The sequence below is a fragment of the Gorillibacterium timonense genome (assembly GCF_001457415.1).
In the GTDB taxonomy this organism is placed as follows: domain Bacteria; phylum Bacillota; class Bacilli; order Paenibacillales; family NBRC-103111; genus Gorillibacterium; species Gorillibacterium timonense.
Genome location: NZ_LN881723.1, coordinates 1,066,903 through 1,081,287, shown reverse-complemented (window position 1 = coordinate 1,081,287; position 14,385 = coordinate 1,066,903). Strand labels below are relative to the sequence as shown.

Genomic DNA, 14,385 nt, shown 5'->3' with positions numbered 1-14,385 from the left:
GTGATATGCTGTTCCGTGGCAGTAAAGTAGGCAGAGAATTCCCCCGGCAGGAGGTGCGAGATGGAAGAGCCTAAGAATAATCGGCAAAAGAATACGTATCTCGTCCTGATCGCGGCGGGGGTCTTCATCTTATTGGAACGGTTCATCGGATTTTGGAATCTGATGGGACTCCTGCTGATTCTCTATGGCGTTCATGTTCTGCGCAGCGGAGGCGGCGACAAGAAGGGGTATATTTTGGTGATCGCGGGAGCTTTTTTCGTAGCCGGAGGGCCGCTCGCCCTCATCATCGGCGTTGTACTGATCTCGCTGGGCTTGTTTTACAAAAAGTCGAAAGAGCTGCATCAGGACGGAGATTTCACCCAGAAGCAGAGCTTGATCGGCAGCATCCGTTATGACCGCGAGCCTTGGGTGCTGCGCAATATGAGCATTTGGCATGCCGTTGGGGAGATGCGCTTCGACTTCTCGCTCGCTCTTCAGGAAGAAAAGGAAGTGACCGTCGTTCTGCAGGGAATGATCGGCAATTTGAACATCATTATCCCGGAGGATATGGCGGTGTCGGTAGAGGGCTCGGTACAGGCGGGATCGCTCAATGTTGGAGGCACGAAGCGCGAAGGCATCGGCAACAAGATCTCCTGGCAATCCCCCGGCTATGAGACCGCCGAGACGAAAGTGAAACTCATGGCTTCTTATCTCGTAGGAGAAGTGAATATCAAAATTGTGTAAAATGAGGGACGCGAAGGGAGGAGGACCGCATGAACAAACGATTGACCGGCATGGTATGGCGTACGTTGGCTGAATCGATGCTCATCGGGTTTCTCCTCAGCGGCGTCCTGATTTATTTTTTGTATACATATGGTTTTTTGAACACGAGCCGAACATGGGAGCAGGGTATTCGCATCAGCCTGGTCTTGGTCGGTACCGTTGCGGCGATCACGATCTCGTACGGATTCTGGAGCGGTGCCCGGACGGCCCGCCGTTTGGAGCAGTTGAGCGAAGTGATGCTCTCTCTGGAAAAAGGAAACCTGTCCCGCGCGGTTCCACCGCTTGGGGAGGACGAGATCGGCGAGCTTGGCGAGCAGTTGAACCGGATCGGCAAGAAATGGGAGGAGCAGGTCTCCTCGCTCCAGCGCTTGTCGAACAATAATGCTCAGCTTGCCGAGAAGGCCCGCTATTCGGCGATCATGGAAGAGCGGCAGCGGCTTGCGCGCGATCTGCATGATGCGGTCAGCCAGCAGCTGTTCGCGATCTCAATGACGGCTACGGCGGTGGGACGGATCATCGACAAGGATATCGACAAGGCGACCCGGCAAATTCATTTGATTGAGGAGATGGCGTCGGTCGCGCAGTCGGAGATGCGCGCGCTGCTTCTGCATCTGCGCCCGGTTCATTTGGAGGGCAAGCGCCTGGCACAGGGGCTGCGCGACCTCATCACCGAGCTGCAGGCGAAGGTTCAGATTGAAATCGCGCTGGAGATGGATGAGGATCTGCAGCTGCAGAAGGGGATCGAGGATCATTTGTTCCGCATCGTGCAGGAAGCGCTATCCAACGCCTTGCGGCATTCCCGGGCCAACCGGCTGGAGATTCGTCTCCTGGTCGCAAGCGACAGTGTACGCTTGCTCATCCGCGATAACGGAGTCGGCTTCGTGCTTGATGAAGTTAAGCACGCTTCTTATGGACTGGTGTCGATCCGCGAGCGGGTAAACGAGCTGGGAGGCTCTCTCAACCTCGTAACGGCTCCTGATCGGGGCACGAGGATGGAAATCCGCATTCCCTTTACCTTGGAGACGAAGGAGGAAGAAAGCGTTGGGCAATCATAATAGTGATGAGCAGGATTGTCCCATCAAGGTTCTGCTGGTGGATGATCATGAGATGGTGCGCATCGGACTCGCTGCCGTGCTGAGCACGGAGGACGGCATCGAAGTGGTAGGAGAAGCGGGCAACGGGCTGGAAGGAATTCGCTTAGCACAGGAATACAAGCCGGACGTCATCCTGATGGACCTTGTCATGGACGGCATGGACGGTATTGAGACGACCCGGCGGGTGATGGGCATCTGCCCGGACTGCAAGGTCATCGTGCTGACCAGCTACCTGGATGACGAGAAGATGTATCCGGTCATTGAAGCGGGAGCGTTCAGCTATCTTCTCAAGACATCTCGGGCTACCGAGATTGCGGATGCGATCCGGGCGGCGGCAAGCGGCCGACCGATCATCGAGGCGCAGGTGGCGTCGAAGATGATGAACCGGTTCCGGCAGCCGCGCGCGGAAGCGGCTCCTCATGAGGAGCTGACGGAGCGGGAGATGGAGGTGCTGCGGCTCATCGCGAGCGGCAAATCCAATCAGGAAGTGGCGGACGAATTGTTCATCGGTATCAAGACGGTGAAATTCCACGTCACCAACGTTCTGGCCAAGCTCGGCGTGGAGGATCGGACCCAAGCGGCGATCTACGCGATCAAGCACGGACTGGCGGAATAAGAGACTGGGGCGGCAGGCCCTTTTCTTGCATAGAACGAGACGGGGCGCCCCGGCCAGCATTGGCCTCGGGACGCCCCGTTTCGTTCGATTTGCTAGTAGGTTATCCTGCTGAAACGAGGCGGTCGCAGGGATGCGTGGGAAGCGTCACTCTTGCTTGCGTGAGATGCTCCAGGAGTAAAAAGTCGGAATGACGACGAGCGGAATCATCGAGAGGAGGATGATGGCGGTGCTCCAGCGGCTTGGCAGGAAGGTGCCGATCGCCACCAGGATTCCGGCCAGCACCCACAGGCGGCCTCCGAGCCGATGGGTCTTGCGCCATACCTCCGGGCTGTTCAAGGTCCAGGGGGTGCGGATTCCTATGAAGTAATTATCCTTGATTTGAGGAATGTAATTCCCCATGATGATGAGGAGAACACCGACTCCCGCCAGCACCGCGTTCGTCATATTGATCGAGTAGCCAAGACCGTACAGGACGGTCGCGACGAGCACGAGATCGAGCAGCACGGCGATGACGAGCCGGAGCATGGCGAAGGCGTTCTCGAACTTGGCGTAATTGCTCCGCTTTGGATCGATGTGCCGGGCAACGCCCATGGCGAGCGGCAGGAAGAGGCCGAGGCAGACGAGCAGGCCGAGGCTGCTCAGCTTGTCGCCGTAGCGGTCAACTCCTCCTGTACTGAAATGAATGGGGAGCTGGTCGGGCAGGCGGTTGTAATTGACGAGAGCAAAGATGAACGCTCCGAGCCCGAGCAGCACGATCACCGTGTCCTGCCACTTCCAAACAAACTTGTTCATGATGGATGGTCCTCCTTTTTCTTGTTCGGGGCTGCCTTCTTGTCTTCTGAGCCGGCTCCTGTAACGGATAAGACCCAGCCAAGCACCTCTTGCAGAACCGTCATGTTTAAGGTATAACGAATGAACTGTCCTTCCCGCTCATCCTGAATGAGACCCGCATGCTTGAGGCTGTTCAAGTGATGCGACAAACTCGGCTTTGACATCTGAAAATATTCCGCGAGTTCTCCAGCCGTCCGGTCTTTTTCCTTCAACAGATCGATGATTTTCCTTCGGGTAGGGTCCGCGAGTGCTTTGAACGATTCGTTCATCTTCTGAATCCCTTCCGTTTCAATATTTAGATAATTATCTAAATATATAATAGTCGTTCGGTTGCTTTTTTGTCAACATTTATGAAGAATGGTAATGAAGGCGGATTGGGGAATTGACGGACAGAATCCATCCCAATCCGGAAGGAGGCGTTTCTCATGACATTCGGGGCGAGGGTGCTGAAGACTGGGGTGGCGGTAACCTTGGCTTTATACGCGAGCACCCAGTTTGGCTTAACGCCGCCTGTGATCGCGGCGATTGCCGCTGTTTTTGCCATGCAGCCGTCCATTTACCGTTCCTGGCGATATTTCTGGGAGCAGCTGCAGACGAATACACTGGGCGCTCTACTTGCGGTGATCGCTCTGCATTTTTTCGGAAATGACCCGATCGCGGTCGGTCTTGTCTGTATTCTGGTCATCATGCTTTGCCTGAAGATGAAGATGGAGGAGACCCTTGGACTCACGCTGGTTACCGTGATCGTGGTCATGGAGGCCCCTGCGGGACAGCTTGATTTTGCGCTAAACCGATTCCTGCTCAGCTGCATCGGGATCGCCTGCGCGTTCGTTGTTAATCTCCTGCTTTTGCCGCCGAATCCGCGAAAGCAATACTTTGAGCAGATTGAGAGCGTGTTCGATCGCTTGTCGCTCCTGCTGAGGACGCTCATCTCCGACGAAATCAAGGAGACGGTGTACCGAGAGGAGAAAAAGAAGCTGCGCGGGCTGATCAAAGGGCTGTCCGACAAATACGATCTGTTCGAGGAGGAACACAAAAAGCTGAGGAAGCCGAGCTATAGCGGAACCCGGCGCCTCGTCGTCTACAAGCAGATGCTGACCGTTCTGAACCGGGGAGCAGAAATTCTGGAGGTGGCCGAGGAGCATTATTTCCAATCGGAGCGGCCGAAGGGGACGGATGCCCGCTTTGATCATCATTTGGAGCAGATGATTAAGCGGCATGAGCATATTCTGCTCAAGTTCCAGAACAAACTAAAGCGGGATTCAGATGAGGACGCTGCAAGCGAGGAAGCGAACCGCATCTTCCTCTTGGACATGCTCAAGCTCTCGACGACCGCCTCTGCTCATGAGGATCGAGAGAGAGACGCTGGGGAGATAGCCGATCCGACAAGCGGGAAGGAAGCTCGAAGGGAACCGGAAGAAACGGCTAGTGGCGAGCACGCAAAAGAGCTGCACGGTGCTTCTGAAGAATCGGCAAACCGTCTCAGGCTCGCGGTAGTGGCTGCGGCGGTTTACGATTACGGGTTTCAGATCAACCGACTGGATAAGCTCGTCGTTCATGATCTGCGGAACGGAGAGGAAGCATCCGACCGACCGGCGCTTAAGGTATGGAGATGGTGGAAATGATGAAAAAGGCCGGCATCTGTCTCCTGGTCTTTGCCGTGATCAGCATGACCATGAGACAGGGATGGCTGACCCCTATGGATACGGCCGTACGGGAGTTGATCCAGAGCCCGGCTTTTGATAGCTGGCTCCCTTTGGCGCTGTCGGTAACGAACGCGGGCGAGTTCCTCGTTCAACTGCTTGTCTGTGCGATAACAGCGGTCTGTCTTCGCCTCGTTGCAGGACGGTTTGGACCGTCTTTGCTGCTGACCGTCCATATGAGCGGTGTCTGGGTGTTGAATGTGGGACTCAAAGAGCTATACCGAAGGGATCGGCCGACGGTCCGGCATTTGGTGGAGGCGAACGGGTACAGCTTTCCCAGCGGTAATGCCATGAGCTCGGCGGCCTTTTACGGAATGGTTGGCTATCTGTTGTGGAGAGCCTTCCGGGGAAACCGGAGCTTGGCCTGGATGATTCCTTTCCTCACGGTTCTTCTCGTTGTGTTGGTCGGCTGGAGCCGCATTTACCTCGGTGTCCATTTCCTAAGTGATATTCTGGCGGGCTACGCCGCAGGCGGCTTTTGGCTCGTGCTGTCCATTGCTTTCTATAGGCGATTCGATTCAAGCGGCTGAGCTGTCTTTGCGAGCCCTCTAGGACTCCCCCCCGGTCGCGTGGCACTCTCCGTTTCCGTGTGCTAAACTGAATAGGAGCACGAACCCTTTCACACTTACATACAAAGGATGATGATCATGAGCGAGGTTAAGAACGAAACCGTCCGGTCCGATGGGGCTGTCTTTATATTGTTCGGCGCGACCGGGGATCTTGCCAGCCGCAAGCTTTTCCCCGCCATCTACAGCCTGCACCGCGAGGGCAAGCTGTCGGACAAGTTCGCCGTTATCGGGGTTGCTCGTCGTCCGAAGACGCAGGATGAGTTTCGTCGGGATGTCCACCACTCGATTCACGAGTTCGCACGATATAAGGCGGAAGAGACCGATCCGGAATGGAGACGGTTTGCCGAGCATTTCGAATATCTCTCCCTGGATACGAACGACACGGCCGGCTACAGCCGGTTGAACGAGCTGACGGCGGAGATGGAAGCCAAGTTTCAGATTGCCGGCAACCGGCTGTTTTACCTGGCGCTCGCGCCGAATCTGTTTGGAAGTGTCGCCCGCAACCTTCAAACCGGTGGGCTGCTGGATAGTACCGGCTATCACCGACTTATCATCGAGAAGCCGTTCGGCTTCGACCTGCCGTCGGCGACCAAACTTACCGAGGAGATCCGTCACGTTTTCCACGAGGAAGAAATTTTCCGGATCGACCATTACCTCGGCAAGGAAATGGTGCAGAACATCAATGTAATCCGCTTCGCAAACGCCATGTTCGAGCCGGTGTGGAACAACAAGCACATCGCCAACATTCAGATTACGCTCAGCGAGACAGTAGGCGTTGAGGACCGCGGCGGTTATTACGACCACTCGGGAGCTCTGCGCGACATGGGGCAAAACCATATGCTGCAGATGGTGACCATGATCGCAATGGAAGCGCCCGGAAGGCTGCTGCCGGAAGATATTCGCGATGAGAAGGTCAAGGTACTGCGCTCCCTGCGCGGCTTCGCGGGTCCTGAAGAGGTGGCGGAACGCGCTGTGCGCGGGCAGTACGCGGAAGGAACGATGAAAGGCGCAGCGAAGAAGGCGTATCGCGAAGAGGACAAGGTTAGCCCGGACTCGATGACGGAGACGTATTTTGCCGCCAAATTGTTCGTGGACAATTTCCGTTGGGCAGGGGTTCCCTTCTATGTCCGGACCGGGAAACGGCTGCCAGCGAAGACCACGGAAGTGGTGGTGGAGTTCAAGAAGATCCCCGACAACGTCTACCTGGCCAAAAGCCAGGAGCTGAAGCCGAATCTTCTCGTCTTCCGCGTCTCGCCGCTGGAGGGCATCTACCTGAAGATCAACGCCATGCAGCCGGGCTCGGAGGGAACCGTCATCCCGATCGCGATGGATTTCTGCCAAAGCTGCCAGGTCGGCATCAACACGCCGGAAGCCTATGAGCGACTGATCTATGATGCGGCGCGGGGGGATTCCACCCACTTCACCCGTTGGGACGAGGTGGCGCTCGCCTGGCAGTTTGTCGACAGCATTGCCGGCGCTTGGGGCCAAGGCTTTGGCGACCTGCAGCCGTATCCGGCTGGAACATGGGGTCCGGTGGATGCGGAGCAGCTGTTGGCGAAGGACGGCTTCCACTGGTGGCCGGTAAGCGGGCAAGAAGAAAGCGACGTCGTTTGGGTAGCGGCTTCTCCGACGTGAGCGGAGAAAAGCGGATGAATCAACGAGAGACAGGAGGAGCGAATATGTTTACCTTTTACGATATATCGATGACGATCAAACCGGATATGCAGGTCTACAAGAACAAGGACGAGAAGCGTCCGGTGTTCACGACGATGTCGGATCATGTGACGGGAAAAGCCCATGAGACGAGGATCGCGCTCGATGCCCACACGGGTACGCATATCGACGCTCCGCTGCATATGATTGCCGGCGGAGAAACCATTGAGTCGATTCCGCTGGAATCGCTGGTCGGTCCGGCTCGTGTGCTGGATCTGACCGCTGTGACGGACGGAATCACCAAGGCGGACTTGGAGCCGTTTGGCATTCAGGCGGGCGAATGGCTGCTGTTCAAGACGCGCAACTCCCTCTCCGAGGAATTCGATTTCGAGTTCATCTATCTGAAAGAGGATGGAGCCGTTTATTTGAGCGAAATCGGCGTGAAGGGCGTAGGAACCGACGGACTCGGCATTGAACGCGCTCAGCCCCATTACGGAACGCATCGGTCTCTTCTGGCGAACCGCATTCAAGTCGTGGAAGGCTTACGGTTGAAGGATGTACCCGGCGGCAGCTATTTCATGGTCATTGCGCCGCTGAAGCTGACCGGTATCGATGCGGCTCCGGCCCGGGCGTTTTTGCTCGGAAACGGATAAGAGCAAATTAGCAAAGGTCGAGCAGAAGGAGGGATTTCCTTCACTCGACCTTTTTTTTCATGGCTTTTATTCGATACCAATCGTGTGCTTCCTGCCTTAATCGTGCGGATACGATCGGTGTCGATTGGTATGGGACTAGGTGGAAAGACTAGGTTCAGAAACCAAGGCTGTTCGTTGAAGGCGTACTCGCAGTTCATTTGGCAGGTATTGCTTTTCGGCCGCGGCTTTTCCGATAGACCAGGGCTATACCCCCGCAGACAAGCAGAAGGGCGATGAGATTCTTCATCTCCAGGATTGTTTCGCCAAGAAAGAGGGCGGACAGCAGGGAGCCGAAAACGGGAATGAGGAAGTTGTAGACGGATACCTGCCCAACCTTGTTGTATTTCAGCAGCAGATTCCACAGGCAAAAGGCAACTGAGGATAGCAGCGCCAGATACAGAAGCAGTGCGGCGGAACTCAAGGTAAAATGAGTCACTCGCCCGCCGCCGAGCAGACCCGTCACCGTAAGTGCAACCCCGCCGATCAAAAGGCTGTAGCCAGTGATGACGATGACATCGATGCGACCGGCTAGTCTCTTGCTATAGAGGGCCGCTATCGAAAAGACGAGGGCTGCGATGATTATAAAGCCTTCGCCATTCAGACGGAACGAGAAATCGAGCAGATCCGTGTGGAAATTAACCAGGACAACGCCGAGAAAGCCGAGCAGACAGCCGCCGACCTTATTCGGGGTTAGCCGGTCGTTCTTGTAGAGGAAATGCGCCAGCAGCACGCTGAAAAAGGTCGTGGTCGCATTCATGATCGAGCCTTTTACCCCGGTCGTGTGCGCTACTCCGATATAGAAAAACAAATACTGCACCCCTGTCTGAAAAAGCCCGAGAGCGGTTAAGCCGGCCCAATCCTTCGGCGCAAGACGCAGAATTCGGATTCCGAGCACCTTGGCTGCCGCCAAAAGGACGGCCCCTGCAAGCATAAAGCGGTAGCCGGCGAAGACAAATTTGGAGGGGATGTCCTCCAATCCGATCTGAAACCAATCCAGCCCAAGCTTGACTGAGGGAAAGGCGCTTCCCCACAGCAAGCAGCATAACGTAGCCACGGCAGCCACGAATTTTCCATTTGTGTAGACGTTTTTGTTCACGACATGCCTCCCGAAGCTATGAATGATGGCGCATCTGATGGCGCTACCGCGCCGGCAGACCCCTTCGCGCGTCTGTTAGCCTCGCATAAGCGCATATAGGCTCACCAAATTATAAGGCACGTCTCCCGGAAAGAGAAGAGAAATTGCAGAATCAAATCTGCACCAGTTGGGGATCGAATCGGCTTTTACTGTGAACTCCGAAACAATGAATAAGCTTCGGTGTTATTCGGAGTCTGGAAGCTTGGATGAAACGAATGCTTCGGCCTGCTGTCCAGATTATCTAACGGTTTCGCCGCACGATGCAGGCGGACTCTTGACAGTGCCGCCAGAAGGGTGCACTCTGGGTTAAGGCTGAACTTGTGTTGACCCAAACAATCCGGATACCTAGTACTCTGTCAACTCAAAAACGGTGTTTATCGCACCCCTTCTCATACCGATTGACGCCGCTTCGTATCCACATGATTTAGGTTGACAGCGTACTAGATATAGAGGGAGGAATAAGGATGGAGGAACACCGGCAAGAAATGCCCGATTCGGAAAGTCGTGAGGAATTTAGGGTCTCACATAGCACGCATGAGCACAAGGAGGAGCATTTCACGGCTTCAGACATGGTCCGCGATATCGTCATCGGCATGTCGGATGGATTGACCGTCCCCTTCGCTCTGGCGGCGGGTTTGTCCGGAGCGCTGTCGCATACGTGGACAGTCGTGGTGGCGGGGCTCGCCGAAATAGCGGCTGGCTGCATTGCCATGGGACTTGGCGGCTTCCTCGCAGCCAAGACGGAGGAGGAGCACTATATCTCCGAAGAAGCGCGCGAACGGTGGGAGATCGATCATCTGCCCGCCCGCGAGCGTCAAGAAGTAGAGGACGTCTTCCGGTCGTGGGGCCTTCAGGACGAGGTGCTGGAGCGGGCGACTGACGCGATCTGCTCGGACCCGGACCGCTGGACTGAATTCATGATGCGTCACGAGCTGGGGCTTGAAAAGCCGGAACCGAAGCGCGCCCGCAACAGCTCGATTACCATCGGGCTGTCGTATGTGGTCGGCGGCTTGATTCCGCTGTCGCCCTACATCCTGATTGACGAGATGAGGACCGCGCTCACGCTGTCCATCATCCTGACCCTCATTGCGCTATTCGTCTTCGGATTCGGCAAGGGCAAGTTCATGGGAACGCATGCCCTTAAAAGCGCCATCTCTACCACGCTTGTGGGGGGAGCGGCAGCTGCGGTTGCCTTCTTCATCGCGAAGCTGATCGGAGGGTAAAGAAGATGAGTCTTTCCCCTGTCATGAGATTGCTTTCCTTCAATATTCTCGTGGATCGAAGAACGGATGCGCCTTATTCCTGGGAGTGCAGGAAGCGTCAAATCGTGGATCTGATCAAAGCGCACAATCCTGATCTGATCTGCATCCAGGAAGCGCTCGAGCATCAAAAGCTGTTTTTGGCGGAGGAACTCCCGGACTATGAAGGGTTTGGAGTCGGACGAAATGACGGACGAGCGGACGGGGAACAAGTCCCGATTTTTCACCGAAAAGGGATGTTTCGGGAGCTGGACCGGGGCCATTTTTGGCTGTCGGAGACTCCACACCTTGCCGGAAGCATCGGTTGGGATGCGAAATGCCCTCGCACGGCTGTTTGGAAGCTGCTGCAGCACGAATCAATGGAGCGCCCCTTTGTCCTCGCGAACACGCACTACGATCATGTCGGGATAACCGCCAATCGAAACAGCGTGAGTACCCTGCAGCAGGAGCTTTCGGCCAAGGTGCCCCCTTGCGCCACTTTGTTTTGCGGAGACTTTAACTCATCCGAGCAGACGCCTGCTTATCAGGAGATTTTGTCTTCGGGATTTCTAGATTCCTCCCGCGCGGAACAGGTGGTCTGTACCGGTATGCCTTTTTCGTACCATCGTTTTAACATGGAGCTTTATGGGACAGACGCTCACCGGCTTATGCAGGAGAACAATCGCATGTTTCGAACCATCGATCATCTTTTTTACCGCGGAGACGTTCAGGTGCTGCGTCACGGAATCCTTGGGGACAATCGGGAAGGGGTCTATCCGTCCGATCATTTTCCTCTGCTGTGCGATTTTCGTTTTACGGGATGAGGCAACTTTCGGGTTCGATGTGAAAAGCCGGGTTGGAAGCGGAGAACGAACAAGGTATAATAAACGGGTGTGAATTTTCCGAGCGAAAGGATTTACGATGAAATGACGAGTTCTTCCAATAAAGAAATGCTCCAAGAGGTTGCCAAGCGGCGCACCTTCGCCATCATCTCCCACCCGGATGCGGGGAAAACGACATTGACCGAGAAGCTGCTCCTGTTCGGGGGAGCGATCCGGGAAGCCGGAACGGTCAAGGGGCGAAAGGCCAGCCGCCACGCCACCTCCGACTGGATGGAGATCGAGAAGCAGAGAGGGATCTCTGTTACCTCCAGCGTGCTGCAATTCGATTATAACGGCTGCCGGGTCAACATCCTCGATACCCCGGGTCACCAAGACTTCAGTGAAGACACGTACCGGACGCTTACGGCTGCGGACTGCGCGGTCATGATCATCGACTCCGCCAAGGGTGTCGAGGCTCAGACCAAGAAGCTGTTCCAGGTGTGCAGCAAACGCGGCATCCCGATCTTCACCTTCATCAACAAGATGGACCGCGAAGGCCGCGATCCCTTCGAGCTCTTGGAGGAGCTGGAAGAGGTGCTCGGCATCCGTTCCCATCCAATGAACTGGCCGATCGGCTCCGGCAAGCAGTTCTGCGGCGTCTATGACCGCGCGAAGACGCGCCTGGAGCTGTTCCAGGGCGGCGGCGGCGAGCATGTGAACGTCGAGGTGCGGCAGGTCGAAGGTTATGAGGACTCGCTGGTAAAGGAAATCGCCGGCGAATACCTGTACGGCAAGCTCTGCGAGGACCTGGAGCTGCTTGATGTGGCCGGCGACCCGTTCGATCAGGAACGCGTCAACCGCGGCGAGCTTACTCCGGTCTTCTTCGGCAGCGCCATCAACAATTTCGGGGTGCAGACCTTCCTCGAGAACTTCTTGGAGCTCGCTCCGACTCCTGCTCCGCGCGGTATTGAAGGTGACGGCTCGATCGACCCGCTAGCGGAGGGCTTCAGCGGCTACATCTTCAAGATCCAGGCTAATATGAACCCGGCGCACCGCGACCGGATCGCCTTCCTGCGCATCGTCTCCGGCAAGTTCGAGCGCGGCATGACTGTGAAGCATATTCGTGCGGGCAAAGACATCAAGCTGTCGCAGCCGCAGCAGTTCCTCGCCCAAGACCGCGACATCGTTGAATACGCCTATCCAGGCGATATCATCGGGCTGTTCGATCCAGGCATCTTCCGCATCGGCGATACACTGAGCCAGCTCGGCGATATTCATTTCAATGAGCTGCCGACCTTCTCGCCTGAGCTGTTCAGCAAGGTGACGGTGAAGAACGCCCTCAAGCACAAGCAATACCAAAAGGGGATCGAGCAACTGACGGAGGAAGGGACGATTCAGGTATTCCGCACCGTCAGCTTCGACGACACCATCCTCGGCGTAGTCGGACAGCTTCAATTTGAAGTGTTCGAGTACCGGATGAGAGGCGAATACGGCGTCGAGGTCCAGCTTCAACGAATGACTTATCAGTTTGCCCGCTGGCTGGTTGGAGACGATATCGACCCGGCGAAGTTCCGGGTCAATTCCACGTTGGTGAAAGATAAGAAGGACAATCTCGTCGCCTTGTTCGAGAACGAATATGCGCTTCGGACGGCGATGGAGAAGCTTCCCAATGTGAAATTCTTGGAGACAGCGCCTTAATCAACAGCTTCTGCAGCGATAAAATCCTCTTAAATCAGTGATCGGTGAACCATTGGGTTGTCGGGTCGAGGATCAAGCGGATCGCTGATTATCGGTACCGAAAAAGAATGAGTACCCAACAATCGAAGGCAGTCCGCCCTCCGCTGAGGATGGACTGCTTTTTTATACACCGACTGCTCGTAAGGTTTGGAGTTCTCTGCTAGCATCGGATGTCAGATCGAACGGAACCATCCTGCAGGAATCTTACAAGGCTTACGCCGACTCGGAAGCCCATCTCTTGACGCTGGAGTTCTCTCAGAACTTCGGTCGGACAGGCGAGAGGACCACGCATTATTACACCTTCGATCTGACAGCTGGGGTGAAGCTCGTCAACGAGGCTGGGGTCGTTCGGTCCGACAAGCTGCTAACGAACGATCCATGGATAGGACAGGGAACGGGGACGGTCGCATACCGGAATGGAAAGCTTTATCTGGCGCAGCCGTTTATCGATCGGCGCGATCCTGACAACGACAAGCTGTTTACAACCAAGTGGCCCAAAGTCTTTCTTGTCGAGGTCTACCGCGGCTCAAGCCTGCTGTATGAAGGGGAGCTTCTCACGGATCAGCAGCAGGATTACAACCGGAGTTATCCCAGCTTCAACAAGAAGGATTACCGGAGCTTCACTCATGTGAAGTTTCAATCGCCGGAACAGGAGGGCAAGCCATGATCGAGCTCGTTCGCGCGCAAAAGCGCTATAAGGGCAAGGAGGTGTCCTGTTATGTGGACCGTCTGACGCTGAATCGCGGCGAAATCATCGGGGTGCTGGGCGATAACGGCAGCGGGAAAACCAGCTTTTTGAAGATGGTGATGGGCCTTGGGCGTCTATCGAACGGAACCGTGCAGGTGGATGGCTGTCCTCCGGTCGAGCAGTACAGCCGGATGGCCTTTGTCACAGAAGAGGGGAGCTGGCTGCCGGGGATGAATTCGCAGGCCTACGGTGAATTTCTAGCCGAGTTTTATCCGCGGTTTGATCCGGTCCGCTATGCTCGGCTGCTCCATTCCTTCGAGCTTGAGGCCAACAAGCCAATCCGCACTCTGTCTAAGGGGCAGCGGGCCAAGCTGGAGCTGGCGGCCGGCTTTGCCAAACGCGCTGATTATTTGCTGCTCGATGAACCGTTTCTTGGAGTAGACGGGACGACGCGACGGCGGTTTCTAAATGAGCTCGCAGCGGAGTTGACCGGAGATGAGCTGGTGTTGGTCGCTACCCATTTTGTAGAGGATTTCGCCAACCTGTTCGATCGCGTTCTTCTCTTTCACGGCGGGCGCATCCGTGTGGATGCGGCTGTCGACGAGCTGAGAGAACAGGGGATATCGATCGAGGAGCTCATGACGGAGGTTTCCTCGGGAGAACGGGACGGCACCTATTATTGAGCAGCAAGCGGGGACGATTGGCCGACGATACGGTAACAGCATGAACCTTCGCTTGAGACGGCTCTTCAGCAACCTACCCAGAAACTCGAACGCGTTCGCGTCGCAAAACTGGGGCGTGAGCCCTTCCCTAAAGCCCATTCAGCCGCGAAACCGATCTCATAAG

The 14,385-nt window shown here is 55.8% G+C and carries 15 protein-coding genes; 12 read left to right on the top strand and 3 right to left on the bottom strand.

What is annotated here, in order from left to right; genetic code table 11:
- Nucleotides 1-60: 60 nt before the first annotated feature.
- The 3 genes from liaF to BN2684_RS12520 are packed head-to-tail and all read left to right on the top strand — an operon-like array spanning nt 61 to nt 2,472.
- Nucleotides 61-723, top strand: coding sequence for a cell wall-active antibiotics response protein LiaF (liaF, locus tag BN2684_RS12530; RefSeq protein WP_058302457.1), 663 nt, complete (start codon nt 61-63; stop codon nt 721-723).
- 29 nt (nt 724-752) lie between these two features.
- Nucleotides 753-1,817 carry a HAMP domain-containing sensor histidine kinase gene (locus BN2684_RS12525; RefSeq protein ID WP_058302456.1) on the top strand — a complete coding sequence of 355 codons (1,065 nt, stop codon included), beginning with the start codon at nt 753-755 and terminating at the stop codon, nt 1,815-1,817.
- Nucleotides 1,804-2,472 (top strand): response regulator, encoded by a 669-nt coding sequence (locus BN2684_RS12520; RefSeq protein WP_262360922.1) that lies wholly within the window; start codon nt 1,804-1,806, stop codon nt 2,470-2,472. Before BN2684_RS12525 ends, BN2684_RS12520 begins: the two co-directional genes overlap by 14 nt.
- Before the next feature lie 144 nt (nt 2,473-2,616).
- Here BN2684_RS12520 and BN2684_RS12515 read toward each other — a convergent pair whose 3' ends face one another.
- Nucleotides 2,617-3,264, bottom strand: coding sequence for an SdpI family protein (locus tag BN2684_RS12515; RefSeq protein ID WP_058302455.1), 648 nt, complete (start codon nt 3,262-3,264; stop codon nt 2,617-2,619).
- A complete protein-coding gene (locus tag BN2684_RS12510; RefSeq protein WP_058302454.1) occupies nt 3,261-3,572 on the bottom strand; it encodes an autorepressor SdpR family transcription factor in 312 nt (103 codons plus the stop codon). Before BN2684_RS12510 ends, BN2684_RS12515 begins: the two co-directional genes overlap by 4 nt.
- Nucleotides 3,573-3,728: 156 nt before the next feature.
- Between BN2684_RS12510 and BN2684_RS12505 the strand changes: the two genes are divergently transcribed.
- The 4 genes from BN2684_RS12505 to BN2684_RS12490 all read left to right on the top strand — a co-directional run bounded on the left by BN2684_RS12505 (nt 3,729) and on the right by BN2684_RS12490 (nt 7,881).
- On the top strand, nt 3,729-4,928 hold the full coding sequence (locus tag BN2684_RS12505; protein WP_058302453.1) for an FUSC family protein: 1,200 nt from the start codon (nt 3,729-3,731) through the stop codon (nt 4,926-4,928).
- Nucleotides 4,925-5,536 (top strand): phosphatase PAP2 family protein, encoded by a 612-nt coding sequence (locus BN2684_RS12500; RefSeq protein WP_058302452.1) that lies wholly within the window; start codon nt 4,925-4,927, stop codon nt 5,534-5,536. The genes BN2684_RS12505 and BN2684_RS12500 overlap by 4 nt, the downstream gene beginning before the upstream one ends.
- A gap of 117 nt (nt 5,537-5,653) precedes the next feature.
- Nucleotides 5,654-7,210: a glucose-6-phosphate dehydrogenase gene (zwf, locus tag BN2684_RS12495; RefSeq protein ID WP_058302581.1), complete on the top strand. Its 1,557-nt coding sequence runs from the start codon at nt 5,654-5,656 to the stop codon at nt 7,208-7,210.
- Between the two features lie 44 nt (nt 7,211-7,254).
- Nucleotides 7,255-7,881: a cyclase family protein gene (locus BN2684_RS12490; protein WP_058302451.1), complete on the top strand. Its 627-nt coding sequence runs from the start codon at nt 7,255-7,257 to the stop codon at nt 7,879-7,881.
- 193 nt (nt 7,882-8,074) lie between these two features.
- Here BN2684_RS12490 and BN2684_RS12485 read toward each other — a convergent pair whose 3' ends face one another.
- Nucleotides 8,075-9,016 (bottom strand): DMT family transporter, encoded by a 942-nt coding sequence (locus BN2684_RS12485; protein ID WP_058302450.1) that lies wholly within the window; start codon nt 9,014-9,016, stop codon nt 8,075-8,077.
- A gap of 503 nt (nt 9,017-9,519) precedes the next feature.
- On the opposite strand from BN2684_RS12485, the gene BN2684_RS12480 reads away from it, so the two are divergent.
- The 5 genes from BN2684_RS12480 to BN2684_RS12460 all read left to right on the top strand — a co-directional run bounded on the left by BN2684_RS12480 (nt 9,520) and on the right by BN2684_RS12460 (nt 14,222).
- The gene (locus BN2684_RS12480) at nt 9,520-10,278 is read left to right on the top strand and encodes a VIT1/CCC1 transporter family protein (RefSeq protein WP_234340226.1); all 759 of its coding nucleotides are present in this window, start codon (nt 9,520-9,522) and stop codon (nt 10,276-10,278) included.
- Nucleotides 10,279-10,283: 5 nt separating this feature from the next.
- A complete protein-coding gene (locus BN2684_RS12475; RefSeq protein ID WP_058302449.1) occupies nt 10,284-11,117 on the top strand; it encodes an endonuclease/exonuclease/phosphatase family protein in 834 nt (277 codons plus the stop codon).
- 102 nt (nt 11,118-11,219) lie between these two features.
- A complete protein-coding gene (locus tag BN2684_RS12470; RefSeq protein WP_058302579.1) occupies nt 11,220-12,812 on the top strand; it encodes a peptide chain release factor 3 in 1,593 nt (530 codons plus the stop codon).
- Nucleotides 12,813-13,089: 277 nt separating this feature from the next.
- Nucleotides 13,090-13,518, top strand: coding sequence for a hypothetical protein (locus BN2684_RS12465; RefSeq protein ID WP_058302448.1), 429 nt, complete (start codon nt 13,090-13,092; stop codon nt 13,516-13,518).
- A complete protein-coding gene (locus BN2684_RS12460; protein WP_058302447.1) occupies nt 13,515-14,222 on the top strand; it encodes an ATP-binding cassette domain-containing protein in 708 nt (235 codons plus the stop codon). The genes BN2684_RS12465 and BN2684_RS12460 overlap by 4 nt, the downstream gene beginning before the upstream one ends.
- The last annotated feature ends 163 nt before the right edge of the window (nt 14,223-14,385 follow it).